19 protein-coding genes are annotated in these 23,378 nt (G+C 46.9%); 10 read left to right on the top strand and 9 right to left on the bottom strand.

The features are described from left to right. Positions 1–73: 73 nt before the first annotated feature. Both RIG66_RS06880 and RIG66_RS06875 read left to right on the top strand, forming a co-directional pair. Positions 74–673 (top strand): YbhB/YbcL family Raf kinase inhibitor-like protein, encoded by a 600-nt coding sequence (locus tag RIG66_RS06880; protein ID WP_446376463.1) that lies wholly within the window; start codon positions 74–76, stop codon positions 671–673. 113 nt (positions 674–786) lie between these two features. Then, a complete protein-coding gene (locus RIG66_RS06875) occupies positions 787–1,959 on the top strand; it encodes a tetratricopeptide repeat protein (protein ID WP_446376461.1) in 1,173 nt (390 codons plus the stop codon). 306 nt (positions 1,960–2,265) lie between these two features. On the opposite strand, the gene miaA is transcribed toward RIG66_RS06875, so the two are convergent. Beyond that, a complete protein-coding gene (gene miaA, locus RIG66_RS06870) occupies positions 2,266–3,195 on the bottom strand; it encodes a tRNA (adenosine(37)-N6)-dimethylallyltransferase MiaA (protein ID WP_446376459.1) in 930 nt (309 codons plus the stop codon). 279 nt (positions 3,196–3,474) lie between these two features. On the opposite strand from miaA, the gene gyrB reads away from it, so the two are divergent. After that, positions 3,475–5,400, top strand: coding sequence for a DNA topoisomerase (ATP-hydrolyzing) subunit B (gene gyrB / locus RIG66_RS06865; RefSeq protein ID WP_446376457.1), 1,926 nt, complete (start codon positions 3,475–3,477; stop codon positions 5,398–5,400). Between the two features lie 83 nt (positions 5,401–5,483). On the opposite strand, the gene RIG66_RS06860 is transcribed toward gyrB, so the two are convergent. From RIG66_RS06860 to RIG66_RS06845, 4 genes are all read right to left on the bottom strand, one after another. Further along, complete coding sequence (locus RIG66_RS06860; RefSeq protein ID WP_446376455.1) at positions 5,484–6,485, bottom strand: PEP-CTERM sorting domain-containing protein; 1,002 nt, start codon at positions 6,483–6,485, stop codon at positions 5,484–5,486. A gap of 614 nt (positions 6,486–7,099) precedes the next feature. Beyond that, entirely contained in the window at positions 7,100–7,555 is a 456-nt protein-coding gene (locus RIG66_RS06855) for a hypothetical protein (RefSeq protein WP_446376453.1), read from the bottom strand. Positions 7,556–7,797: 242 nt separating this feature from the next. Further along, positions 7,798–10,353, bottom strand: coding sequence for a sigma 54-interacting transcriptional regulator (locus RIG66_RS06850; protein ID WP_446376451.1), 2,556 nt, complete (start codon positions 10,351–10,353; stop codon positions 7,798–7,800). A gap of 205 nt (positions 10,354–10,558) precedes the next feature. Beyond that, entirely contained in the window at positions 10,559–10,756 is a 198-nt protein-coding gene (locus RIG66_RS06845; protein ID WP_446376449.1) for a hypothetical protein, read from the bottom strand. A 26-nt stretch (positions 10,757–10,782) separates the two neighbouring features. Between RIG66_RS06845 and RIG66_RS06840 the strand changes: the two genes are divergently transcribed. The 4 genes from RIG66_RS06840 to RIG66_RS06825 all read left to right on the top strand — a co-directional run bounded on the left by RIG66_RS06840 (position 10,783) and on the right by RIG66_RS06825 (position 13,793). Beyond that, complete coding sequence (locus tag RIG66_RS06840; protein WP_446344383.1) at positions 10,783–11,136, top strand: hypothetical protein; 354 nt, start codon at positions 10,783–10,785, stop codon at positions 11,134–11,136. Between the two features lie 179 nt (positions 11,137–11,315). Then, the gene (locus tag RIG66_RS06835; RefSeq protein WP_446376447.1) at positions 11,316–11,564 is read left to right on the top strand and encodes a hypothetical protein; all 249 of its coding nucleotides are present in this window, start codon (positions 11,316–11,318) and stop codon (positions 11,562–11,564) included. Between the two features lie 69 nt (positions 11,565–11,633). Continuing rightward, entirely contained in the window at positions 11,634–12,323 is a 690-nt protein-coding gene (locus tag RIG66_RS06830; RefSeq protein ID WP_446376445.1) for a class I SAM-dependent methyltransferase, read from the top strand. A 111-nt stretch (positions 12,324–12,434) separates the two neighbouring features. Beyond that, positions 12,435–13,793 carry an alanine/glycine:cation symporter family protein gene (locus tag RIG66_RS06825; protein ID WP_446376443.1) on the top strand — a complete coding sequence of 453 codons (1,359 nt, stop codon included), beginning with the start codon at positions 12,435–12,437 and terminating at the stop codon, positions 13,791–13,793. A 301-nt stretch (positions 13,794–14,094) separates the two neighbouring features. Here the strand turns inward: RIG66_RS06825 and RIG66_RS06820 are convergent, their stop codons facing one another. The 4 genes from RIG66_RS06820 to RIG66_RS06805 form a co-directional block, all read right to left on the bottom strand. Beyond that, a complete protein-coding gene (locus RIG66_RS06820) occupies positions 14,095–14,487 on the bottom strand; it encodes a hypothetical protein (RefSeq protein ID WP_446376441.1) in 393 nt (130 codons plus the stop codon). Positions 14,488–14,493: 6 nt separating this feature from the next. After that, complete coding sequence (locus tag RIG66_RS06815; RefSeq protein ID WP_446376439.1) at positions 14,494–16,461, bottom strand: AMP-dependent synthetase/ligase; 1,968 nt, start codon at positions 16,459–16,461, stop codon at positions 14,494–14,496. A 270-nt stretch (positions 16,462–16,731) separates the two neighbouring features. Next, entirely contained in the window at positions 16,732–17,883 is a 1,152-nt protein-coding gene (tal, locus tag RIG66_RS06810) for a transaldolase (RefSeq protein ID WP_446376437.1), read from the bottom strand. 321 nt (positions 17,884–18,204) lie between these two features. Next, entirely contained in the window at positions 18,205–18,381 is a 177-nt protein-coding gene (locus RIG66_RS06805) for a hypothetical protein (RefSeq protein WP_446376435.1), read from the bottom strand. A 137-nt stretch (positions 18,382–18,518) separates the two neighbouring features. Between RIG66_RS06805 and pyk the strand changes: the two genes are divergently transcribed. The 3 genes from pyk to RIG66_RS06790 all read left to right on the top strand — a co-directional run bounded on the left by pyk (position 18,519) and on the right by RIG66_RS06790 (position 23,361). After that, on the top strand, positions 18,519–19,946 hold the full coding sequence (pyk, locus tag RIG66_RS06800) for a pyruvate kinase (RefSeq protein WP_446376656.1): 1,428 nt from the start codon (positions 18,519–18,521) through the stop codon (positions 19,944–19,946). Between the two features lie 780 nt (positions 19,947–20,726). Beyond that, positions 20,727–21,857 carry a glycosyltransferase family 2 protein gene (locus RIG66_RS06795; protein WP_446376433.1) on the top strand — a complete coding sequence of 377 codons (1,131 nt, stop codon included), beginning with the start codon at positions 20,727–20,729 and terminating at the stop codon, positions 21,855–21,857. Between the two features lie 43 nt (positions 21,858–21,900). Then, on the top strand, positions 21,901–23,361 hold the full coding sequence (locus RIG66_RS06790; protein WP_446376654.1) for an NAD(P)/FAD-dependent oxidoreductase: 1,461 nt from the start codon (positions 21,901–21,903) through the stop codon (positions 23,359–23,361). Positions 23,362–23,378: the final 17 nt, after the last annotated feature.

Here is a 23,378-nt window from a genome sequence, read left to right as displayed (position 1 = left end):
ATGAAGCAAGCATAAGCAAAAATAACAGTCTCTTTCCCCTGTTCCCTGTTCCCGACTTTGGATAAAGATTGCTATGCCTAAGTCTATAGATAGAAGAGTCTTTCTGCGACAGAGTGCTAATTTACTGGGGTTAGTGGGATTGTCGCGAGTTGGTTGTAATTCGGCAAATAACAATTCCACGTCCACAGACTCGCAAACCCCATCCGATAAAAATACGATGAACCTGGAAAGTCAAGCCTTTAATGCCAACGAGATGATTCCGTCCCAGTACACTTGTGATGGAGAGGAGATTTCTCCTGAACTTCACTGGGATGCACCCCCCACAGGAACCCAGAGCCTTGCTTTAATTGTCGATGACCCCGATGCGCCTGGGCAAACCTTTGTTCATTGGGTTGTCTATGATATCCCCCCAGAAACTCGCCAGTTACCTCAAGGAATTCCGGCGCAAGAACCACTACCGAAGGGTGGGACTCAAGGTAAGAATAATTTTGGTAATTTAGGGTATGGGGGTCCATGTCCTCCCAGTGGCATCCATCGCTACTTTTTCAAACTCTACGCCCTTGACCGTACCCTGAAATTAGACGCAGGTGCAACTAAAGAACAGCTACAAGCGGCGATGAGTGGTCATATTCTGGCTTCTTCAGAATTGATTGGACGCTATGCACGCACTTAATCGGGTTAATCGGGTTAAAGTTATGGGTTTTCTCTGTTACAATCCTCTTTGTTCAAAATTTCTGCTGGAAAACTGGCACTGAACCCTAGAATATGCCTCTTGAGGATGTCCTGATGTCTAGCTCTGGTTGGCGTAAACCAAACACATTACACTCAATCGCGACGAGAAGATTAGCTGTGTCCAAGCCGACTCTATTTCTGGTGAGTAGCCTATTCGTCACCGGGTTAACGATAACCCTAACGCCTGTGGTCGGGGTCAGTCAACCCCAGCTCGTTAGCCAGCTACAGCCGGAACAACAACGGCTGCGTGAGTTACTCCGCCAAGCGCGAGACTTAGTGGATGCGGGAAATTATCCTCAGGCGATCGCAACCTATCAACAAGCCGCTAATCTAGATCGAGATAATGCCAAGATTTTCTCCGGAATCGGTTATCTCCAGGCGCGTCAGGGGAACTTCCGAGAAGCGGCTAGGGCGTATCAACAGGCAATTGCCCTGGAACCGAATAATGCAGAATTTCAGTATGCTCTCGGTTACAGTTTAGCCAATGCCGGAGAGAATGCACCAGCAGCAGAGGCTTATCGTCAAGCCCTAAGAATTGAACGCAACCATATTAACTCCTATTGGGGATTGGGCGTTGTCCTCCTGCGTCAAAAGGATTATGACGGCGCTATCCAAGTTTACCGCCAAGTCATCAGTCTTCAACCCAAGAATGCTCAGGCTCATCAGTTACTGGGTACCGTTTTTCTACAGCAGGGGCGTCCCCAAGAGGCGATTAAAGCACTCCAACAAGCTGAATCCTTAGCGCCTCTGGATAGTAATATTCAGCTTACATTGGGCATGGCTTGGTTAACTCAGGGCGATATCGACACCGCACTGAAGGTTTTTGACCGAGCGGCAAAACTAGAACCCAATAATAGTCAAGTTTATCTGCAAATTGGCAAAATTCTCCAAGCTCAAGAAGATTTTGTCGGTGCATTGAAAGCCTTTCAAAGAGCCGTGGCGGTTCAATCAGACTTAGTTGAAGCTCAATCCGCTATTGGTGATATTTTACTCACCGAGGAAAATTACTTAGAAGCCATTGTCGCCTATCGACGCTTAATTGAAATTGCCCCCCAAGATGCCCAAGCCCACTATAATTTAGGATTAGCATTAAAAGGACGAGAGCGCATAGCAGAAGCGATTACGGCTGTGGAAAAAGCGCGTGATCTCTTCCGGCGTCAGGACAATCGCGATGGTGTCAAGAAAGCCGAATCATTGCTGCGAGATTTAAAGAAAGCGCGACGTTGAACTAAGTTGAATGGCACTGACTTAAGGTTGGTACTCCCGGTGGGCAATCAGGGTAAGCTCATCTAATTTGGTATAAATTGTACTTGACAAAAGTCAGAGTCTTTTACTGCCGTGTATTAGCAAAAGAATTTAGCTTTGCGGCGGAACTCAACTCCCAAGCACATCAGTCGTCTTTTTGACAAAAATCACATATTCTGTTTGGTTTCCTGTCGTCAACCCAATCTACAACTTATTGCACCATTTTAGCTGTACTACGCTAGTAATAAGTGATGCAAATGTTGATGGCGCTAAAGCGCAACTACAAACCTAGCTTAAGTTCATTGATATATTGTCTCGAAATTCCTGTACACCTTGCCAAACTTGATCGACTAAATCTGGACGATCTGCATCAAACCATTGAATGTCTGGATACGCCCGAAACCACGTTCGCTGACGCTTGGCAAATTGTCGCGTATGCACAACTGTTAACGCTTTTGCCTCAGATAAAGATATATCACCCGCTAAATAGTGTTTCATTTCCCGATATCCTAAGGTATCTAAAAGCGGCAAATCCCAGCTATATTTATCCACCAATGTTTTCACCTCTTCTATTAATCCGGCTGTCACCATCATTTCGGTGCGCTGGGTAATACGGCGGGTGAGGGCGTCAGCGTCTTGACATTGCAAACCAATTTGAAGAATGGGATAATTCGGCGGATTTTCCCCTTGCTGCTCGGATATGGGGCGTCCGGTGATGTAAAATACTTCTAATGCCCGTAATGTTCTCACTTGATCATGGGGATGAATTTTCTCAGCCGCAATGGGATCGACTTGTTGTAAAAAGCTATAGCATTGAGTTTGACCCAAACCAGAAAGCTGCGATCGCAAGTTTTCATTGGGGGCGACTCTGGGAATCTTTAATCCCCGGACTATGGCTTTAATATACAAGCCCGTACCCCCCACCAGTAATAGGGGCGAATGGAGAGATGTAATCAATTCCTGGGCTTGTTCCTGATAGTCGGCTACGGTTAATGTTTCGGTGGGAGCGCAAATATCAATCAAGTAATGGGGGACTAACTGTCGTTCGGCGACTGAAGGTTTAGCTGTGCCAATATCAAACTCTCGGTAAACTTGACGGGAATCCGCGCTTAAGATTACGGTATTTAATCGCTGCGCTAATTCTAACGCTAGCCCAGACTTCCCTGTCGCCGTCGTCCCACATATCACAATCAGTTGGGGATGTTTGTTATAGTTCATTGTTGATTGTTGATTGTTCATTGAAAAAATTCTTCTCTCCCCCATCTCCCCCATCTCCCCCATCTCCCCCATCTCCCCCATCTCCCCTATCTCCTCCGCCCCTCTGCCTCTCTGCTCCTCCGCTCTCCTGCCCAATCCCAAGTAAGGTCTATCCCCTCTATAAATATCTCTTCAGACTACTCTGTAGCCGCCTATAACCCTTTTGTGTTAAAATTTTCGAGTGTTTTGTCATTTTAAAGCATATAAACCGCTGAAAGCGTTTACTGGAGAAACCCTGATATGACAAGTAGTTACAGTGCCGATCAGATTCAAGTCTTGGAAGGTCTCGAAGCGGTACGCAGACGTCCGGGAATGTACATTGGTACTACCGGTCCACGGGGACTCCATCATCTAGTTTACGAGGTTGTAGACAATTCGATCGATGAGGCGCTGGCTGGCTATTGTACTCATATCGAAGTTGACTTCAACAGCGATGGTTCCGTTAGCGTGACTGACGATGGACGGGGTATTCCCACTGATACTCATTCTAAGACCGGCAAATCAGCCTTGGAAACCGTAATGACCGTGCTGCACGCGGGCGGTAAGTTTGGCGGCGGCGGGTATAAAGTCTCAGGCGGATTGCACGGCGTTGGGGTTTCTGTCGTCAACGCCCTGTCAGAATGGGTGGATGTTACGGTTTGGCGAGAGAAAAAGGTTCATACCCAGCGCTACGAACGCGGGATTGCCATGGGTGAGTTGGTTGTCAAACCCAGTAAAGAAAACCGCACGGGAACCTCGGTGACGTTCAAACCCGATACCCAAATCTTTACCAATGGGATCGAGTTTGACTACAGCACGGTAGCAGGGCGACTGCGAGAACTCGCCTATTTGAATGGCGGCGTGAGGATTACGTTTACCGATCACCGCATCTCTCCTGAACGCCAAGACAGCTACCACTATGAGGGGGGTATCCAGGAATATGTGGCATATATGAACCGGGAAAAGGAACCCCTGCACCAAGAAATTATTTATGTTCAGGGTGAACGGAATAATGTGCAAGTGGAAGTGGCGCTGCAATGGTGCGTGGATGCTTACAGCGATAACCTGCTAGGATTTGCTAATAATATCCGCACAATTGATGGTGGAACTCACTTAGAGGGATTAAAGACAGTTCTAACTCGGACATTAAACGCGATCGCACGCAAGCGGAATAAACTTAAAGACAATGAGGCTAACCTCGGCGGCGAGAATGTTCGCGAAGGATTAACCGGTGTCATTTCCGTCAAAGTCCCTGAGCCAGAATTTGAAGGACAAACCAAAACCAAACTGGGGAATACCGAAGTCCGAGGTATCGTTGATTCCCTGGTGGGCGAAGTGTTGACGGAGTATTTGGAATTTCGTCCTCAAGTGGCTGATTCTGTTTTAGAGAAAGCCATCCAAGCCTTTAAAGCCGCTGAAGCCGCACGTCGGGCGCGGGAGTTGGTACGACGTAAGTCTGTATTAGAGTCGTCTCCTCTACCGGGTAAGTTAGCCGATTGTAGTTCCAGAGATCCGGCTGAATCGGAAATCTTCATCGTTGAGGGGGATAGTGCAGGGGGAAGTGCCAAACAAGGACGCGATCGCCAATTTCAAGCGATTCTACCGCTACGGGGTAAAATCCTCAATATCGAGAAAACAGATGATGCCAAAATTTACAAGAACACAGAAATTCAGTCTCTGATTACGGCACTGGGTTTGGGTATCAAAGGTGAGGAGTTTGACGCCTCTAATCTGCGTTATCACCGTGTCGTAATTATGACTGACGCGGATGTCGATGGCGCTCATATCCGTACTCTGTTACTTACCTTTTTCTACCGCTATCAACGAGCATTAGTGGATCAGGGATATATCCATATTGCTTGTCCGCCATTGTATAAAGTAGAACGCGGACGCAATCATTACTACTGTTATAGCGATCGCGAACTCACGAACCTGGTTCAAAATGAGTTCCCCGCTAACGCCAATTACACGATCCAACGGTTTAAAGGGTTGGGTGAAATGATGCCAGTACAACTGTGGGATACCACCATGAACCCGGAAACGCGGACGATGAAGCGGGTGGAGATCGAAGATGCGGCTGAAGCCGATCGCATCTTTACCGTTCTCATGGGCGATCGGGTTGCTCCCCGGCGGGAATTCATTGAAACCTACGGTTCTCGACTGGATTTGACCGATCTGGATATCTAATTTCCCGGTAAAACAGTGTAGGGGTACGATGTATCGTACCCCTACAAATTCTGAGCATAAGAGTGATCAATCAATTCAGATTATTAGTTGGCATTCTTTTGTTTTTTTGACTGTTGGCGTTTAAAGAACGCCCCAAATCCTAACGCCATACCGGAACCTAGAATCGTTAGCGGTTCGGGAACAGCTTCCGGATCAGGCAAATCATCTCCTTCAAATAGTACCGAACTGTTTCCATTATTCGGAGCAACGATGTGGAATTCTCCACTTGTTCCTGTCACTGACTTGGCAATCAATTGTCCATTAATATGACCATTCGAGAACTCATTGTAATCAGCGAACGGAGCTAACACGCTGCCTTGCCAAGAGAAATTACGAGAGTTGAGCTGCGTAGCATCAGCAAAGTTGAAGAGAACCTGGTTAGCCCCAACGCCATTTGGATTCCCATTAAGATTCATTTGAAAGCTATTCTGGAGATCGAATGGGTTCCCCGTTACGTTCACCAACACCGTCGAGTTGGAATCAAATTCAATGTTGAAACTAGTGGCAGAGGCTAAATCTGATGCATTAAGCTCAAAAATGTTCAGCCCTGAACTGTTACCTTTTAATTCGATTGCCCCCCATTGTTGTATTGTAACTGAGCCGTTGGCAGCCAAATTCCCCAATTGAGCCGAATAATTTTGGTAGAATCGCTCAGCCGCATCAAAATCAATGGGATTTCCTTGTCTTACCGTCAAGTTTTCGGGTCCCACATTCGTGAGATTTGCCTGACCACCGACAACAACCTCACCGACGAATACTTGACCTCCGTTATAGTTTAAGTCGCCGCCAACGACTAGAGTGTCACCCGCACCCTCAGCAGGTAACTGTGTCGCCGTCCCAAAATTATTCAATGTTGCATCGCCACCAACGGCGACCCTACCGTGAGCATCAGAGTTAACGTCGAGATCTTCAAAGACGAATACATTAAAATCTTGGGCTGGACCAATCAAAGCCGCCTGAGCGGGAATCGATAAGCCGAGGGCTGCGGTAGCACCTAAAACTGTACTGGCACCGGTAACTGCAATTTTCGTTAAAGTCTTGTTCATTATTTTCCGAGTGTAGCTGATTGAACTGTGGAAGTGGTTTACCCATTTAGCCTTTGTTCTCATCATATTCTTCTTCCGGAATGTGTGGGTAAAGCTCTTGTAAAGATCAATTCGATTATTTATGAATTTTTTGTAAAGATGACTCCGTAGTTGATTTAAGAATTATTCATAAAGTTTACGTAAAGAGTTCCCACAATTGGATAAAGATTTGATGAAGAAACTGATTTATGTCGAGAAATTACCATTCTGACGTGGGACTGGCGGGACTGGAATTGCCGCATTAAGTGGAGGGATCAGCTATAGCGGTGATTCTTCGATCATCTGCGATCGCTCCCTGTCAGCCCATGACTCAACCTTGTATGTGTCATCCTTATTGAGCGTTTAATACTCACAGTTTTCGGTATTTCAGATTCACTTTTTACTCAAATAAATTGACAAACATACTTTTATTTGCTAAAAGACAATGAAATACGGTTCACATCAAATCAATCGTCTTTGACTCGCTCTCTATATAATCTGTAGCGTTTTCATAGAGTATTCCAGGGAGCAAGATGCTCCCACTACCCATGAAAAATGACAAATGACAAATGACAAATGACAAATGACGAATCACATCACTCCTCGTAAGGGTCAAAAATCACCTCAAATTCAGCCCCACGCATAAAGCGACGGAGTACACGTTTGTGATCTTCAGCGTCTTGACGGTTGTAAAATCGGGCTACCGTATAGCGACGAGCATCATTCAATAAGCGGATAATGACCCAAGGACGGGTTAAGTCTAACGGTTTTTGAATGTCCGACTGACTCGTCAGTGTCTCTAACCGTTCCTGTTTGAGCGCATTACGCACCAATAACATCAGTTGTTTTCGGGCGGGAGTTTCCTGATTGGGTAGAACTGTCCAACTGGCTATCGGCGCGGGTAAATAGGTCAATGTATGAGACTCTTCTGCTTTAGTGACGTTCCAAGCCAGACGGCGAGGTTGTTTTTGACATTGATACCCCTGCTGTCTGAGAACTGAACAAAGACGTTCACCTTCTTTGGTTAGGCGCAACCAGTCACTGTGCTTCATGGCGATTCCGGAATAAAGAATAAATAGCAAACTTCTCCCCAATCCCCCAGGAAAACCAAGGAAGGAGATAGAGGTTTCGCTAGTTACCCTACTGAAGGTTTATTCTCGAAAACCTATTGCCCGTGTTTTGACAAATCTCTGAATTTGTGGTATGGATACGCTTTTCAGAAATGTAGAGACGTTGCATGCAACGTCTCTACAGGTGCAAGGGTGCAGAGGTTGTAAGGACGAATGACGAATGACTACACCACGATAATCGCCCAAAGGCTTATCCCCAAAGCCACTATCCCTAAATGTTGCATCAGGAGCGATCGCACGGGCTGACTAGCAATTTTCTGTGTCAGAACCATACTCAGCAGTACACCAGCAATCAACGTTACTCCCTGTAAAAACGCAATCACCGCCGGATGCGCCACAAACACGGGTAATCCCTCACCACTTAATCCAAACGTGGCAAACGTTACAGGCAAAATCCGTCCCGCTTCCGTCAACCCCAAACGTAAATGGTGCGCCAGATTCCCCGCCAACACCAAGGGTAAATATCCATACGCCAACTCAATCAGCGATCGCGGCTTGGGATTAGGTATCGTTAAATTGAGCGTCTGAATCAGTCGGTAAGTTAATTGAATTCCACCATACGCAATTAAAGGAATCAACGCCGGGAGACTCAAAACCGCCAGCGAAAACCAAGCGTGTGTGCCAAATTGACTCAAATCTAGGTGTAAATTCAGTTGCTGATTTAACTCCGGTAAGTGATGCAAAAACACACCGCCTAACAACAACAACAATAACGCCACCTCATAACTGCGAGGGATATGGGTTGTCCACAACTCAATCCCTGGCGGACGCAAATTGACCTCCACAGAACGGTGGGGACAAGCTTTTAAACACGTCATACACAAGACACAATCCCGATTATCTTGTAACTGGGCGGGATGGGAATACAATGGACAGCCATTGGTTTCCATTCCCTCTCCTTTCTGGGGTCCACCTTTATAACATTGATAGGTACTACATTCCGCTGAACAGGTTCCCTGCTGCGCCCGTAACTCCGTCATCGACAACTTGGCAAATAGACCATTCATGCCGCCAATGGGACACAAATAGCGACACCAAAACCGACGCTCGAAAATCGCAGAGAAAATCATTGCCCCCGCCGTAATTAATAGGAGTAAACAAGCGGAAAGATACGCCGTATTTTCTAAATCCCAGAGTTCTTCCCACAGGAAAATTAAGGCAAATAAGCCAAACAAAAACCAGCCGCCCCAGGTTTCAGCTAACTGTCGCGACCACGGTTTTAACGGACGCGGAAATAGCCACAGGGATAATTTCTGGGTCACTTCCCCATAAATCATAAACGGACACACGGCACACCAGAGGCGTCCGACAAAGGGAAAGCCAATCAGGACGAGGGGCCACCACCATGCCCAAAAGAGATTTAAGGTGAAGTTTTCCTCACGGGTTTGGGGACCGATAAAGCCCATGATTACGACTAGGGCAAACAAGCTTAAGGTAAATCCATAGTTAATGCGATCGGGCCACCAATCACTCCTGAGAAATCGCCGCAGTTGGGGATAGGCATTTAAGAGATTAAAGCGGAATTGTTTTTTCTTACTCTGGGAGGGCCACAACAGTTCTTCCGTGAGTTCTTTGCCAGAGTTAGCTTGAACCAGCGCCCGTTCCACTAAGTTTTGTAATTCCCTAAGGTTTCCAGGAAAATCATAGGCTTGTAATTGACGTAGGGCTTCGGGTGTAATTTTGGGTTTATTAATCCCTTTGGCGCGACATAAGAGACTAATATAATAGTTCATCTGGTCGCTAATATCCGTTTTTCTCACCCGTAGTGGCGGAACTTTAATCACTTGCCCAACCAGAGGGTTAATGGTGGGGAGCGCCGTTTCGGTAATCATAATAATCCGGGCGTTGCACTGTTTCACCTGGGTCAATTGTTCTAGAGAACGGCGGACAGGTTGATACGTTCCAGTTTCTAATAGAGTTGCCAGTTGAGGCATTAAATCCTGGGGCAATTCATCTACATTATTGAGAATCAACGTCCCTGTGTTCAGGGAATCAATGAGTCCCGGTTTTCCCCCTTCCCGCCCAAACAGTTCCGCACCACTGGCTTGAACTTTACTACAATCGATTTTAATCACAGGTTCGCGGCGATAGGCTGAACCAAAGTGAATCAGCGCGGCGGTGTTGTCTTTTTCCAATCCTGGTTCACCGAAAATGAGTACAGACTGGCGAGTATCGGCGGCTTGTTTGATTTGTTGTCGCAGTCGCACCGCATAACGGCTTCTACCAATAATCCCCCGTTTTGCTTTGTTGACTAAATAGGGGCGCAGCGCCACCTGGCGTTCTTGTTCAACCTTGAGTTGAGACGACAGGTGTGCCAAGTCTTGGGCAAGTTGGGGTGAGAAGGCTTGGGATATTTCTGGATACTGGTGGATTAAGTGTCGGAATTGTTCGGCTGGGATGCGCCACAGATGACTGTCGCTGCGGGTAAGGATAGTTCTTTGAGCCGATTGATTGAGAAGTAACTCCTGTAAATGAATCACAGCGCCAGGAAGCCAACTGACGCCCCAAATCGAACCCAGTTGGTTGGTTCGGTAGCCTTCAATACGCCCCTGTTGCAGAATATAGAGATAGTCTACCGGGGTATCTTCGATAACGAGACGCTCCTGGTCATTTACCGCTAGCGCTTCCATTCGTGGCGCGATCGCCTGTAAAATTTCATCGGAGAGAATGCTAAAAGCTGTGCGTTCTCGCAGCCATGTCACTAGGTCGAGATAGGTCATCCTGTCCTCATCATCCAATTTAGTTTATAGTTTGTTTATCGATAATCAATGGATTCATTCCCGTAACCAACGGTAAAACACAACCAAATGATCGAGCTGGCGAATCTCTGGGTTCCTCTAGCGCTTTTGGGGTTGATTATCCTAGCCGCGCTGTTTTTTAGTTGGGCAAGTTAGACAAGGTGTAAGTAGGTGGGGACAATTAAAGTTAACGGTAGGGATAGTCATTCGTCCTTGTCTCCTCCAGCTCCCCCAGCTCCCTCTGCTTCCCCAGCTCCCCCAGCTCCCCCAGCTCCCCCAGCTCCCTCTGCTTCCCCAGCTCCCCCAGCTCCCCCAGCTCCCTCTGCTTCCGTACCCTATTGCCATCCACCATCCCATTATCTCTGGGTATAGGTAAAATATGCATCAGTGATTTTAGCCCCCTTGTTATCTATGAGCGGACATCTGCCGCCGATTAGTGATTTACGCGCTCGCCATACTGGCTGGGATAAACCAACGCCAGAACATCTTAAGGATATTGGCACGATTGAGTTTTTCTGGCGAAACCTGTTTGAGGCAATTTTCCATCCGGAGCAAGGCAACTGGCAATATCATTGGCAGCAGCTCTACAATCTGATTTTGGAGCGATGCCCTGACAATGATGAACGCCGCACGACTATTTTCTACCTAGAGACGGTCAAAAACTGCTTAAAGATAGAGGGAGACTGGAAAAAATATTGGAAACGGATACTGATTTATATGGAAAATGCGAGAGATTGGGCGAGGAAATCGGTTATCCGAGGATGAGCCTGATTCCGGAACGAGTGGGATGATTGATACACCCGTTATAGGAGATGAGGAAGATGTTAGCGAAACGGGACAAAGTTGGGAAGATGAGAGAGTTGTGAGTTAACCAGCAAAGCATCCTGATCCACACCAGTAAATCCTGAACAAAGGAAAACGAAGGAATAGAGGAGCCGATCAGGATGCCTGAATATCAGTGGAAATTAACGATTATAGAGCGTAACTTGCTGTTATCGAATTGGATGAACCTAATTCCAGAAGCCCAAGAGCGTATGCTAGAAGAGGCGGACGAGTTGATGGCAATGTTACCCTTCTCCGATAGGCAACGGTTACGGGCGTCTTTGGAAATGCTTCAACCTCATACCCAAGCAGAGTTATACCAGAAGATTGAGCAGATTTTAGGGAGTCAGATGGAGTTACATGCCGCATAGGTAGGGTTTAGTCCAGCCCTCATCCCCAGCCCCTCTCCATCCCCCCTTGCCCCCCTTGGAGACTGTTTGATGTTTGAAAAACAACCCGAAGGATTACGGCAGAAAGTCAAATTATTGGCAACAGAAGCGCTAAACAAATCCGATCCCTCTGGATGGTTTGATCGCTTATATTCCCAAGCCAATCGTGATCCCGATCAAGTACCGTGGGCGCGTTTAAAACCCCATCCCTATTTCCAAGATTGGCTAAATAAAAATCAGCCCCAAGGCAATCATCGCTCGGCTTTAGTCATTGGCTGTGGATTAGGTGATGATGCGGAAGCCTTGGCGAGAGTGGGTTTCAACGTGACAGCCTTTGATATTTCTCCAACCGCGATCGCCTGGTGTCGGCAACGATTTCCCAATTCCCCAGTTAGCTATGTTGTCGCTGATTTGTTCGCGTTAGATCCAGCTTGGCGTCATCAGTTTGACTTGGTATTAGAATGCCGGAATATCCAAGCGTTACCATTAAATGTACGATCAACTGTGATTGATGCGATCGCGGCTTTGGTGGCTATAGAGGGAATCCTGTTAGTAATCACGCGATTTCGCCAGACAGAGGCTGAACCTGATGGTCCACCTTGGGCGCTTTCTAATCAGGAACTTGCCCAATTTCAGGACTTAGGATTAGAGGAAGTTCAGCGGGATAGCTTTATTGAAGCTGAGAATCCTTCTGTACAACAGCTTCGGATTGAATATAGGAGAGCAAGAAAAGTAAGATAATCGCTATGTGCCTCGATAATCACCCATAGACCGCAAAGTAGTTGAAGAAGCACCGGATGCACTGTAACACTTATAAGGGCATACCATTCTATCCTGAGTGAGCAGACCACAGTGCAGTTTTTAACCCTAGGTATTTTTTCGATCAGTGTCCTTTGGCTGATTAGCGGTGCGATTTTCTTCACCCTGCGGATGAAATTTATTAACATCCGGGGTTTTTGGCACGCGATTGAGGTGTTAAGGGGAAAGTATGATGATCCGACGGAAGCCGGGGAGGTGTCTCATTTTCAAGCCCTGGCAACGGCGCTTTCGGCTACTGTGGGATTGGGTAATATTGCGGGAGTCGCGATCGCAATCAGTTTAGGAGGTCCCGGTGCGACGGTGTGGATGACACTGGGGGGACTGTTTGGGATGACGAGTAAGTTTGTCGAATGTACCCTGGGTCAAAAATATCGCGTGATTAAACCCGATGGTACGGTGGCTGGGGGTCCAATGTACTATTTGTCGGCGGGTTTGGCGGAAATGGGACATCAGAACTTGGGGAAGGTGTTAGCGGTGATCTTCTCCATTCTGGGTATTGGTGGCGCATTTGGCGGCGCAAGTATGTTTCAGGCGAACCAATCTTATGCGGCGATAACCACCGTTGTACCCTGGTTTGTGGGACGCAGTTGGCTTTATGGCTTGATTCTGGTTACTTTCGTGGGAATGGTGATTATTGGTGGGATTAAACGCATTGGTCAAGTGGCTGGTGCGATTGTTCCGGCGATGTGTGTGATTTACTTTGTGGCGGCGCTGTGGATTCTGGTGACGAATTTTATGGATATTCCTGGCGCGATGCTGACGATTCTTAACGGCGCATTATCCCCAGAGGCGGTGGAAGGGGGAGTGTTTGGCGTGATGATTCAGGGATTACGGCGTTCAGCGTTTTCTAATGAAGCGGGGGTGGGTTCAGCCGCGATCGCACATTCCGCCGCCAGAAGCCAAGAACCTGTGCGAGAGGGGATTGTGGCACTCTTGGAACCGTTTATTGATACGGTGGTGATCTGTAATATGACGGCATTGGTAATTGTGATTACAGGCGTCTATCGCAATCCCGAATTTAATCAACTCAGTGGCGCGGAAGTCACCTCAGCCGCCTTTGGTACAGCGATTTCCTGGTTTCCCCTGATGCTTGCGATCGCGATTTTCTTTTTTGCCTTCTCGACGATGATTTCCTGGAGTTATTACGGCGAACGCTGTTGGGATTATTTGTTTGGACAGAATAATGTAATTATCTATAAGGTGTTGTTTATCCTGGCGGTTTTTACGGGGGCGGTTTTAAGTTCGGGTGTGGTGATTAATTTTAGCGATGGTATGTTAATCGCTATGTCGTTTCCCAATTTACTCGGCGCTTATTTTTTATCGGGTCAAGTGGCTGGGGATTTAGATCAGTATATGCGGCAATTAAATAAAGGATTGGCTACAGCGCAATAAGTTTTGATTGTTCATGGTTCATTGTTCATTGTTCATTGGTCTTAAAAACAAGGGCGGGTTTTGTTGTTTCGTTACAGCGGTAACAGCTATATTAATACACCCTGCTACCGTTAAAGTCCCCCTTTTTAAGGGGGATTTAGGGGGATCAGACGTATCCCATAAGAGCGGAAAGTGCTGTATCGGTGAGATAGGGCGGGTTTTGTTTTTATGTTATCGGTGGGGAGGGCGGGTTTTGTTTTTCCGTTATCGGTGAATAGCGGAATTTAGTCCCTAAACCCGCCCCTACACCCCTACAATTGATTTATGAGGTTATGTCCCACTGAATCTCATAACTTCCTCCCGCATTATCGCCCGTAATCACGACCCAGTAGTTTCCGGTTTCTTCTGCCTCAAATTTATACTCGCGATCGCGATTCGTTTCTATCCTTTTTAGCACCTCTTGATCCGGTTCGAGGATTCTGATATCTAAATCGCCTTTCGTCACCTCAGACTGAACGTCAAGGACAACTTCATCTCCGGCATCAACCTCAATTTGCCGTCGTTCTGTACCTGTGAAGGTGTTATAGGAGGCTGTTGTCTGAGTTGGCAGATTCCTACTGAACCAACCCACTCTCAGAGAAGTAGAACAGGCAGATAGCCCAATCACAACGAATCCGAATAGTAAGGATTGAATTCTAAGTTTAATTCCCATCATCGCGGCTTAAGCAAACATCTCGTCAATCAAATCTCTATACTGTTCCCTAACTACATGACGCTTGATTTTCAGCGTCTGAGTTAACATACCATTTTCTTGAGAAAAAGGTTCTGTAATCAAGCGAAATACACCAATGCGGTCATTGGGATTATAACCGGGACGATTTTTCGATTCTCGATTGATTTCTTGGCGGAAAAATTCCTGAACTGGTTTGCTATTTAAGTCAATCATTTCCTCACCGGAAGCAGATTCTTCATCGGGAAGTTGCAAGTGATACTGATTCTGTTCTGCCCACCCTTGTAAGTTATCGAAATTCGGTACAATTAAAGCGCCCAGCGATCGCTGATCTTGACCCACCACCACAATCTGATCAATATAACGACTCCGCATACAGGCATTTTCAATCGGTTTCGGTTCGACATTCTCACCATTACTCAGGACAATTGTATCCTTTGCCCGTCCGGTTAAAACTAAGTCTTCTTGAACCGTTAACCAGCCTAAGTCTTCGGTATTAAACCACCCTTGGGCATCAATGACTTTATCCGTCGCTTCCGGGTTGCGATAATAACCCTGCATGATTTGAGATCCCCGCGCCCAAACTAATCCTTTTTCTCCTTGGGGAAGGGTTTCTCTGGTGTCTGGATCAACAATGCGAATTTCTGTCTCTAGAATCGGTTTACCCGCAGAACCCCGGAGGTTATGCCAAGAACGACGGGCGGTGAGAACGGGCGAGGTTTCGGTTAAACCATAACCTTCAAGAACCTCAATACCAATTATTTCATAAAAATCATCTAATTTTTGGGAAAGTGCGCCGCCTCCACAGATGGTTTGCTTTAAGTTTGCACCGATTTGTTCGCGGATTTTCTTGTAGATGAATCGGTCAGCTAATGCATGAATCAGAACCAATGTCAAGCATTGAAATCTAGCCCAGAGGCGTTGGAATCCAGAGAGTTGCTGCTGTTCTAAACTTAAGCCATTAACAAGGCGACGGGCTTGAATATAGCGATCGCTAATCGAGAAGAGGGTATTTACCAGGCGCTGTTTTCCGGCAGATTCTTTACTTAGCTGCTTTTGCACCGTCTCATAAATCGATTCCAATAAACGGGGAACCGAGACAAAATAATTCGGGTGTTGGGCATTCAGATCTCGCTTAACATGGCGCAGCGTGGTATAAACCAGGGTACAGCCTTGGGAGAGGGCAAAGTATTCAATGGCGCGTTCATAAACATGCCAAGGAGGGAGAATACTCAAGACGCGATCGCCTGCTTCTAGTTGTACAATTGCACCCAAGCTAGTGACTTGATGCAATAGGTTGCCATGAGTGAGCATAACACCCTTGGGTTTCCCGGTGGTGCCAGAGGTATAAACTAAGGCGGCGAGGGTGTCAGGAGTTTGTTCAATCGGTTGAAATGTGTGATTGTTTCCCTGTTCCAACACCTGGGGAAAATTGAGGATATTCAACTCTGACTCAGTATCCGGTTCCTGATCGGATAATAAAATAACCAGTTGAATCGGCAAATCGTGCAAATGCTGATCCAGCTTAGTTAAGGTATCTTGATTTTCCACAACTAAGGCAGTCGCTTCACTATCCTTAAGGATATAGAGAAGTTCCTCTTGTTCCGCTTGAGAACTTCGCACCACATCAACCGCCCCAGTGGTCATAATACCTTGGTCAGCAACAAACCAGCGGGAACTATTTTCTGAAAACAAAGCCACCCGATCGCCCGCCGAGACGCCTAATGCTTGTAATCCAGCCGCAAACTGCTGAATGTGCTGCCACATCTGGGCAAACGTTAGCTTGATTTCGGGTTTGGCGTAGGGGTTGTGTAAAGCGACAGTCTCCCCAAATCGCTGGGCGGCTAACGACCAAACCTCTGGTAAAGATGATATGGTGTTGTAATCGGCTTGGTGTTCCAGATTTTGGCGTTCTGGGGGCGTGGGTTTAGACGCGATCGCAATAGCTGGGGCATTCATAGGAATTTTGATTGTGTAGGGGCGGGTTTAGGGACTAATATTAATTGTCTTTCCTAGCTTGGTTGCAAAACCCGCCCTTTGTTTAAGTTTGACGTTTGAATTTGTAGGGGCGGGTTTAGGGACATTCGTTTGGTGGTTAATGATAACGTTTGTACAAAACCCGCCCTTTGTTTAAGTTTGACGTTTGCATCTGTAGGGGCGGGTTTAGGGACATTCGTTTGGTGGTTAATGGTAACGTTTGTACAAAACCCGCCCTTTGTTGACCTAACATCAAACTGGCGTAAGCTGTTCAGCTTTCTCTTCAATCGATTTCATCAACGAATCAAAGGGTTTAGCAAACTTTTCAATCCCTTCCTCAACCAGTTCTGCCATAACTTGGTCATAGTCGATCTGAATATCAGGTTCAGCCAGACTTTCCAGCGTCTTCTGCGCTTTATCAGCCTCAGTTTCTACCCGATTGGGGGCGACATCGGCATGATCAGCACAAGCTTCAATCGTATCCGGGGGTAGAGTATTCACGGTGTTCGGACCAATCAACTCATTCACATACATGACATCACTGTAGTCCGGATTTTTAGTGCTGGTACTTGCCCAGAGAACCCGCTGTATATTTGCCCCTTGTTCAGCTAAGGCTTTAAAGCGATCGCTCTCGAAAATTTCCTTAAACCGTTGATAGGCAACTTTGGCATTCGCGATCGCGACTTTTCCTTTCAGTTCCCGTAAGCGGGCTTCTTCGTTTAATTCCTCTGTACCAATCCCCGTGAGTCTCTCATCAATGCGATTATCAACCTTGGTATCAATGCGACTGAGGAAGAAACTCGCTACTGAAGCAATATTCTCAATCGGTTTACCAGCAGCAACTCGTGCTTCTAAGCCACGAACATAAGCCCAAGCCGATTCCACGTAACTCTCTACGGAAAACAAGAGGGTGATATTAACATTAATCCCTTCGGAAATTGCCTGTTCAATCGCCGGGAATCCCTCTTTCGTCCCCGGAATTTTAATAAACACATTATTCCGGTCAATGGCGCGGAAAAAGCGTCGGGCTTCTTCAACCGTGCGTTGGGTATCCCGCGCTAAGTGAGGGGAAACTTCGATACTGACAAAGCCATCGGTTCCGCCAGATTCTTCGTAGATGGGGCGGAAAATATCGCAGGCGTTGCGGATATCTTCAAAGATCAGAGATTCGTAAATCTCTGAGGTCGATTTTCCACCTTTGATCCCCGCTTCGATATCGCTATCGTAAACTCGGTTATTCGACACCGCCTTAGCAAAGGACTTGGGATTTGAGGTAATCCCGCTGATTCCACGAGTCTCAATTTTGTTTTTCAGTTCACCGGATTCGATGAGCTGGCGATCCAGATAATCCATCCAGATACTTTGACCGTATTCTTTAATTTTGAAAATTGGATTATTAGCCATTATGATTTTATATCCTCCGTAGTTATAGTTACTTGAGCTACTTAACAGTTATTCAAGACAAGATGGCAATTATTTGATATTGGCAATTTATATAACTTGATGCTCGTTAGGTTTTAAAACAAGGGTTCAGCGCCTCACTAACCCGTCTCGGATGTTTGAGAGGACGGGAAAATGCTGGACACTCAATAACAAGCCTACTAATTTTTATCAGAGGATTACTTCTATCTGAAGTCAGGGTTAAGGGGTAGAAGTGCTAATCAAGATTGCCCGAAAAATCTGCCCATAGTTGTAACTGGTCATTTGTCATTTGTCATTCGTCATTTATTTACTCCCCCTGCTTCCCACACCCGACACCCGACACCCAACACCCGACACCCAACACCCGACACCCATCACCCCACACCCAACACCCCACACCCAACACCCCACACCCAACACCCCACACCCAACACCCCACACCCGACACCCCCTTTTCCAAAAAGTTGATCTATTCTTCATGACAGGTGTTCTCCTGCGCCATCCCGGATCACAAATCATCCGGTTAGGCGGACGTTGGATTGGTAGGGGTGTGTAGACCCTGAAAATTAAACGCTAGAGAGAACATCAGTTCTATTGCCGTTATGACCCAGTATCCTATGCGTCGCACTAAAATTATCTGTACCATTGGACCCGCTACCGCCTCACCCGAACGCCTTGATGCCTTGATCGAAGCGGGGATGGATGTTTCCCGGTTAAACTTTTCCCACGGTTCCCATGAGTTTCACGGACAGACGATTCAGCAACTCCGAGAAATTAGTAGCCAACATCGCAAACCCCTCGCCCTGCTGCAAGATTTATGCGGACCGAAAATTCGTCTGGGAAAACTACCTCCCGATGGGATTAATGTGAAAACGGGGGATGAAGTAACCTTTGTGTTAAACGAGGAAGGCAACAACTCGGATGAGATTCCCTTACCCATTCCCACCCTGTTTGCTATGGTGCGCGTAGGTGAACCGATTTCGATTAATGATGGTCGAGTCAAGTTGATTGTCACAGAACGGGATACGGATAGCATTCGCGCCTTGGTGAAAATTGGTGGACTCCTGTCCTCTAAAAAGGGGGTTAACTTACCTGAAACCTATTTACCCGTCACCTCCGTTACCGAAAAAGACATGACCGATTTGCGTTTTGGGTTGCAATCGGGGATTGACTGGGTGGCGGTGTCTTTTGTGCGAAGCGCCAGTGATTTAGAACCCGTGCGGCGAATGATTGAAGCCGCAGGCGCTAAAACCCGTGTGATTGCCAAAATTGAAAAACGGGAAGCGGTGGAAAACTTAGAGGAAATCCTCCATACTGCGGATGGAATTATGATTGCTCGTGGTGACTTGGGAGTTGAGACGCCGTTGGATCAAGTACCCTTAATCCAAAAAGAAATTACTCGTCGCTGCAACCAACTCGGTAAACCTGTGATTACAGCCACCCAGATGCTAGAGTCAATGATCAACGCTCCTGATCCGACTCGCGCTGAAGCCACGGATGTCGCCAACTCAATTTTAGATGGGACGGATGCGGTGATGCTTTCGGGTGAAACTGCTGTGGGACAATATCCCATCGCCGCCGTGGAAATGATGAACAATATAGCTATCCAGACGGAAAAAGCCCTAGCCGAAGGATTGCAAACCTCGTCTGAGTTTCCCAGTTGCAGTATTAGCACCACCGAATCCGTAGCCGAAGCCGCTTGTCATATTGCCAGTCAATTAGGCGCACGGGGAATTATGTGCAACACTTCATCCGGCGGTTCCGCCCGACTGGTGTCTAAGTATCGCCCCAAAACCCCGATTATTGCGTTTACGCCAGAAGAAAGTACCTATCGTCAGTTGGCTTTGTCTTGGGGAGTGCAACCTTATCTGATTACCCCTGTATACAATGCCGAACAGATGTTAACTAATGTGGTGAATGCTGCGGTGGAGATGGAGTTAGCCGAATACGGGGATAAAGTGGTGATTACCTCCGGTGTTCCCATTGGTACGCCAGGAACCACGAGTCTGATCAAAGTCCACAAGATTGGACAGGCGATCGCTTAGGTTGTCATTTGTCATTTGTCATTTGTCATTTGTCATTTAGGGGCGACCCACACCGCGTCAATGTCCATGTAGGGGCGACCCGCCTGCATTAATTCAAGGGCGGTAGTCCACTCAATCCGATCGGGTCGCCCTGCGCCCAAAGGTTCATGCGATCGCCTAAAATGTGATTGTTCATTGGTCTTATGTCATGTAGAGGCGACCCGCACCGCATCAATATCCATGTAGGGGCGACCCACCTCCATTAATTCACAACGGTAGTCCTATCAAAAAAATCGGGTCGCCCTGCGCCCACAGGTTTAAGCGATCGCCTAAAATATCATTGGTTATTGGTCATTGGTTATTGGTCATTGATCATGTAGGGGCGACCCACACCGCATCAATGTCCATGTAGGGGCGACCCGCCTGCATTAATCCGCAACGGTAGTCCACTCAATCCGATCGGGTCGCCCTCCCCCCAAAGGTTCATTGTTTATTCTGAACCGTTATTTAAATTATTTTAAGTTTGATTTCCGTATCAGACGTTACATAATGGCAATCTTCACGAAGACTTCATACAATCGCCCCAAATACGCGAATTGCGTGAAGATTCCGTAAAGAAAATCAATATAAGCGATCGCTCACCCCAAACCTTGATTAAGATTTATAAAAGTATATCTTCAGGATTTCTGGTATATAGCTTGACTAGAATGCCAGCAACACTGTCTATCTGCCCCCAGATGGATGCTGTAAACAAAGCTAACAAGTAAACTAGCCCCAACACCCCCCACGACTAGGAGCCAGATGACACGTTCTACCGCAACACCGACTATTTCGGTAATTATCCCTGTCTATAACGGTGGCGAAGCCTTTCGTCGTTGCCTTGCCAGTTTAGCGAAAGCCTCACCCCAACCATCGGAAGTGATTGTCGTCGCTGACGGCGATACTGACGGATCTGGGCAGTTCGCTCAAGACTTCGGTGCTAAGGTGATTCGAGTTCCCACCTCTGGCGGACCGGCGAAAGCTCGCAATTTAGGCGCTCAGGCAGCAAGCGGTGATATTCTTTTCTTCGTCGATGCCGATGTCGAGGTACATGATAACACCATCGGTAAAGTGGCGACAACCTTCCACCAGGAACCTGAACTCGCCGCCCTAATTGGCTCCTACGATGATCAGCCGGGGGCACCTAATTTCTTGTCTCAGTATAAAAATTTATTCCATCACTACACCCATCAAACCGGATCAGAAGACGCCTCTACTTTCTGGGGGGCTTGTGGTGCAATCCGGCGGGATATTTTCTTAGCAATTGGCGGCTTTGACGAGAGTTATCGTCTCCCTTGTGTTGAAGATATTGAATTAGGCAATCGGCTGAAACGCAGAGGGTATCAAATTGGCTTGCGTAAAACCATCCAAGTCAAACATCTGAAATGCTGGAGAACCTACTCCCTGCTGAGAGCGGATATCTTTTATCGGGCAATCCCTTGGACAGCGATAATATTACGCGATCGCGAAATGGTCAATGATTTGAATCTCAACCTCTCTAACCGCGTCAGTGTAGTCTTGGTGTATACCTTATTAGCGGCACTAATCGCCGTTTGGTGGGTATCGGCTGCATGGGTTGGCATCGCGGGATTGAGTCTAGGGCTGTTGGCAATCAACGCCTCCGTCTATAAATTCTTTTATCAAAAACGCGGCTTCCTATTCGCCCTGCAAACCGTACCCTGGCACTGGCTATACTATTTTTATAGCGGATTAGCCTTTGCGATCGGGCTAGTTCGTCACCACTGGCAAACCTATCAACCGACGATCCCAACCTGGAAAACATTACCCTGGGGCGACTTGTTAGTGATTGAGAAACGGATCTTTGCGTCAATTTCTCGTGAATTAGTCGGTGCCTCAATTTTGGTTTCTTTAGTAATTGGCAACTCTTTCTAGTCCTCTACATATCGAAGATAATAAAGCATTAGGAGGCAAATCCTTGACCCATCATCCAGTGGTAATTATTGGAGGCGGTCCTGCTGGCTTGACGGCGGGTTACGAACTCCTCAAACGAGGAATTAAACCCATCGTCCTGGAAAAAGCAGATAAAGTGGGTGGGATTTCCCGCACCGAAACCTACAAAGACTATCGCTTTGACATTGGCGGTCATCGCTTTTTCACCAAGGTGGGCGAAGTCGATCAGTTTTGGTACGAAATTCTGGGAGACGAATTTATCCAAGTTCCGCGCCTGTCCCGGATTTATTATCAGGGCAAGTTTTACAACTATCCCCTTTCTCTGTTCAACGCCCTATCTAATCTTGGCATCATCCAAAGTTTCCTAATTCTGGTGAGTTACTTAAGGGCAAAAATCAGAGCTAAATTAAATCCTGATTTTGAGCCAGAAACGTTTGAAGAGTGGGTGATTGACTGCTTTGGGCGTCGCCTTTATAGAATCTTCTTTAAGACTTACACCGAAAAAGTTTGGGGAATTCCTTGCAGCCAAATTCGTGCAGACTGGGCAGCACAGCGCATTCAAGGGATGTCTCTCAAACGAGCGGTGATCAATGCCGTCTTCAAAAGTCAAAATGCCAAAAGTTTAATTAAGGAATTTAAGTATCCCGTTTTGGGACCGGGAATGATGTGGGAACGTTGCCAGGAAAAGCTAGAGAGTCAAGGCGCTCCAGTGCATCTGCATACAACCGTGACTCGCATCGAACGGGAAGGGACTCGGATTAAGAGTATCACAGCAAAACAAGGGGGTGAAACCCTGCAATTCACAGGCGATCATTTCATTTCTAGTATGCCTGTAACTGCCCTCCTTTATCGACTCGATCCTCCGCCGCCTGACCATGTATTAGAAGCGGCAAAAGGTCTTAAGTATCGAGATTTTCTGATTGTCTCCCTGATTGTAAATCAGCCCGACCTATTTCCCGACAACTGGATTTATATCCATAGTCCAGAATTCCAAGTGGGACGCATTCAAAACTTCAAGAATTGGAGTCCGGCGATGGTGCCTGATCCGAGTAAAACCTGCTTGGGGATGGAATATTTTTGCAGCGAAGGTGATCCGCTTTGGGAATTGTCGGATGTCGAGCTGATTAAGTTAGCTAGTCGTGAGGCGATTGATCTAAATATAGGTGTTAAGGAGGGTGATGTTGAAGACGGCGTGGTTATCCGTCAACATAAAGCCTATCCCGTTTATGACGGCGAGTACCGTAAACATCTTCAAGTCATTCAAGACTATATCGAAACCTTTGATAACCTGCAAACGGTCGGTCGGAACGGGATGCACCGATACAATAATCAAGACCACTCCATGCTGACAGCAATGTTAGCCGTGAAAAACATTCTTGGCGAAAATCATGACTTGTGGAATGTTAATGTTGAGCGGTCTTACCACGAGGAGTTTACTACAGAGGAGTCGCCCAAAAAGCCCCAGCAACAGCTTGTGGCAAAGTAAACAAAGTTGCGAGTTTT

The sequence above is a fragment of the Coleofasciculus sp. E2-BRE-01 genome, from assembly GCF_040221695.1.
Lineage (GTDB): Bacteria > Cyanobacteriota > Cyanobacteriia > Cyanobacteriales > Coleofasciculaceae > Coleofasciculus.
Note: the sequence above shows the minus strand (reverse complement) of the source record. Positions and strands in the feature narration are given on the sequence as shown.

Excerpts from the sequence above, each read along its gene's own strand:
- RIG66_RS06850 (WP_446376451.1), bottom strand. The coding sequence starts at position 10,353 with ATGACCTATCTCGACCTAGTGACATGGCTGCGAGAACGCACAGCTTTT.
- RIG66_RS06820 (WP_446376441.1), bottom strand. The coding sequence starts at position 14,487 with ATGATGGGAATTAAACTTAGAATTCAATCCTTACTATTCGGATTCGTT.
- RIG66_RS06835 (WP_446376447.1), top strand. The coding sequence starts at position 11,316 with ATGCCTGAATATCAGTGGAAATTAACGATTATAGAGCGTAACTTGCTG.
- RIG66_RS06855 (WP_446376453.1), bottom strand. The coding sequence starts at position 7,555 with ATGAAGCACAGTGACTGGTTGCGCCTAACCAAAGAAGGTGAACGTCTT.
- RIG66_RS06815 (WP_446376439.1), bottom strand. The coding sequence starts at position 16,461 with ATGAATGCCCCAGCTATTGCGATCGCGTCTAAACCCACGCCCCCAGAA.
- miaA (WP_446376459.1), bottom strand. The coding sequence starts at position 3,195 with ATGAACTATAACAAACATCCCCAACTGATTGTGATATGTGGGACGACG.
- RIG66_RS06795 (WP_446376433.1), top strand. The coding sequence starts at position 20,727 with ATGACACGTTCTACCGCAACACCGACTATTTCGGTAATTATCCCTGTC.
- gyrB (WP_446376457.1), top strand. The coding sequence starts at position 3,475 with ATGACAAGTAGTTACAGTGCCGATCAGATTCAAGTCTTGGAAGGTCTC.
- RIG66_RS06845 (WP_446376449.1), bottom strand. The coding sequence starts at position 10,756 with ATGCATATTTTACCTATACCCAGAGATAATGGGATGGTGGATGGCAAT.
- RIG66_RS06860 (WP_446376455.1), bottom strand. The coding sequence starts at position 6,485 with ATGAACAAGACTTTAACGAAAATTGCAGTTACCGGTGCCAGTACAGTT.
- pyk (WP_446376656.1), top strand. The coding sequence starts at position 18,519 with ATGCGTCGCACTAAAATTATCTGTACCATTGGACCCGCTACCGCCTCA.
- RIG66_RS06830 (WP_446376445.1), top strand. The coding sequence starts at position 11,634 with ATGTTTGAAAAACAACCCGAAGGATTACGGCAGAAAGTCAAATTATTG.
- tal (WP_446376437.1), bottom strand. The coding sequence starts at position 17,883 with ATGGCTAATAATCCAATTTTCAAAATTAAAGAATACGGTCAAAGTATC.
- RIG66_RS06880 (WP_446376463.1), top strand. The coding sequence starts at position 74 with ATGCCTAAGTCTATAGATAGAAGAGTCTTTCTGCGACAGAGTGCTAAT.
- RIG66_RS06840 (WP_446344383.1), top strand. The coding sequence starts at position 10,783 with ATGAGCGGACATCTGCCGCCGATTAGTGATTTACGCGCTCGCCATACT.
- RIG66_RS06875 (WP_446376461.1), top strand. The coding sequence starts at position 787 with ATGTCTAGCTCTGGTTGGCGTAAACCAAACACATTACACTCAATCGCG.
- RIG66_RS06805 (WP_446376435.1), bottom strand. The coding sequence starts at position 18,381 with ATGAAGAATAGATCAACTTTTTGGAAAAGGGGGTGTCGGGTGTGGGGT.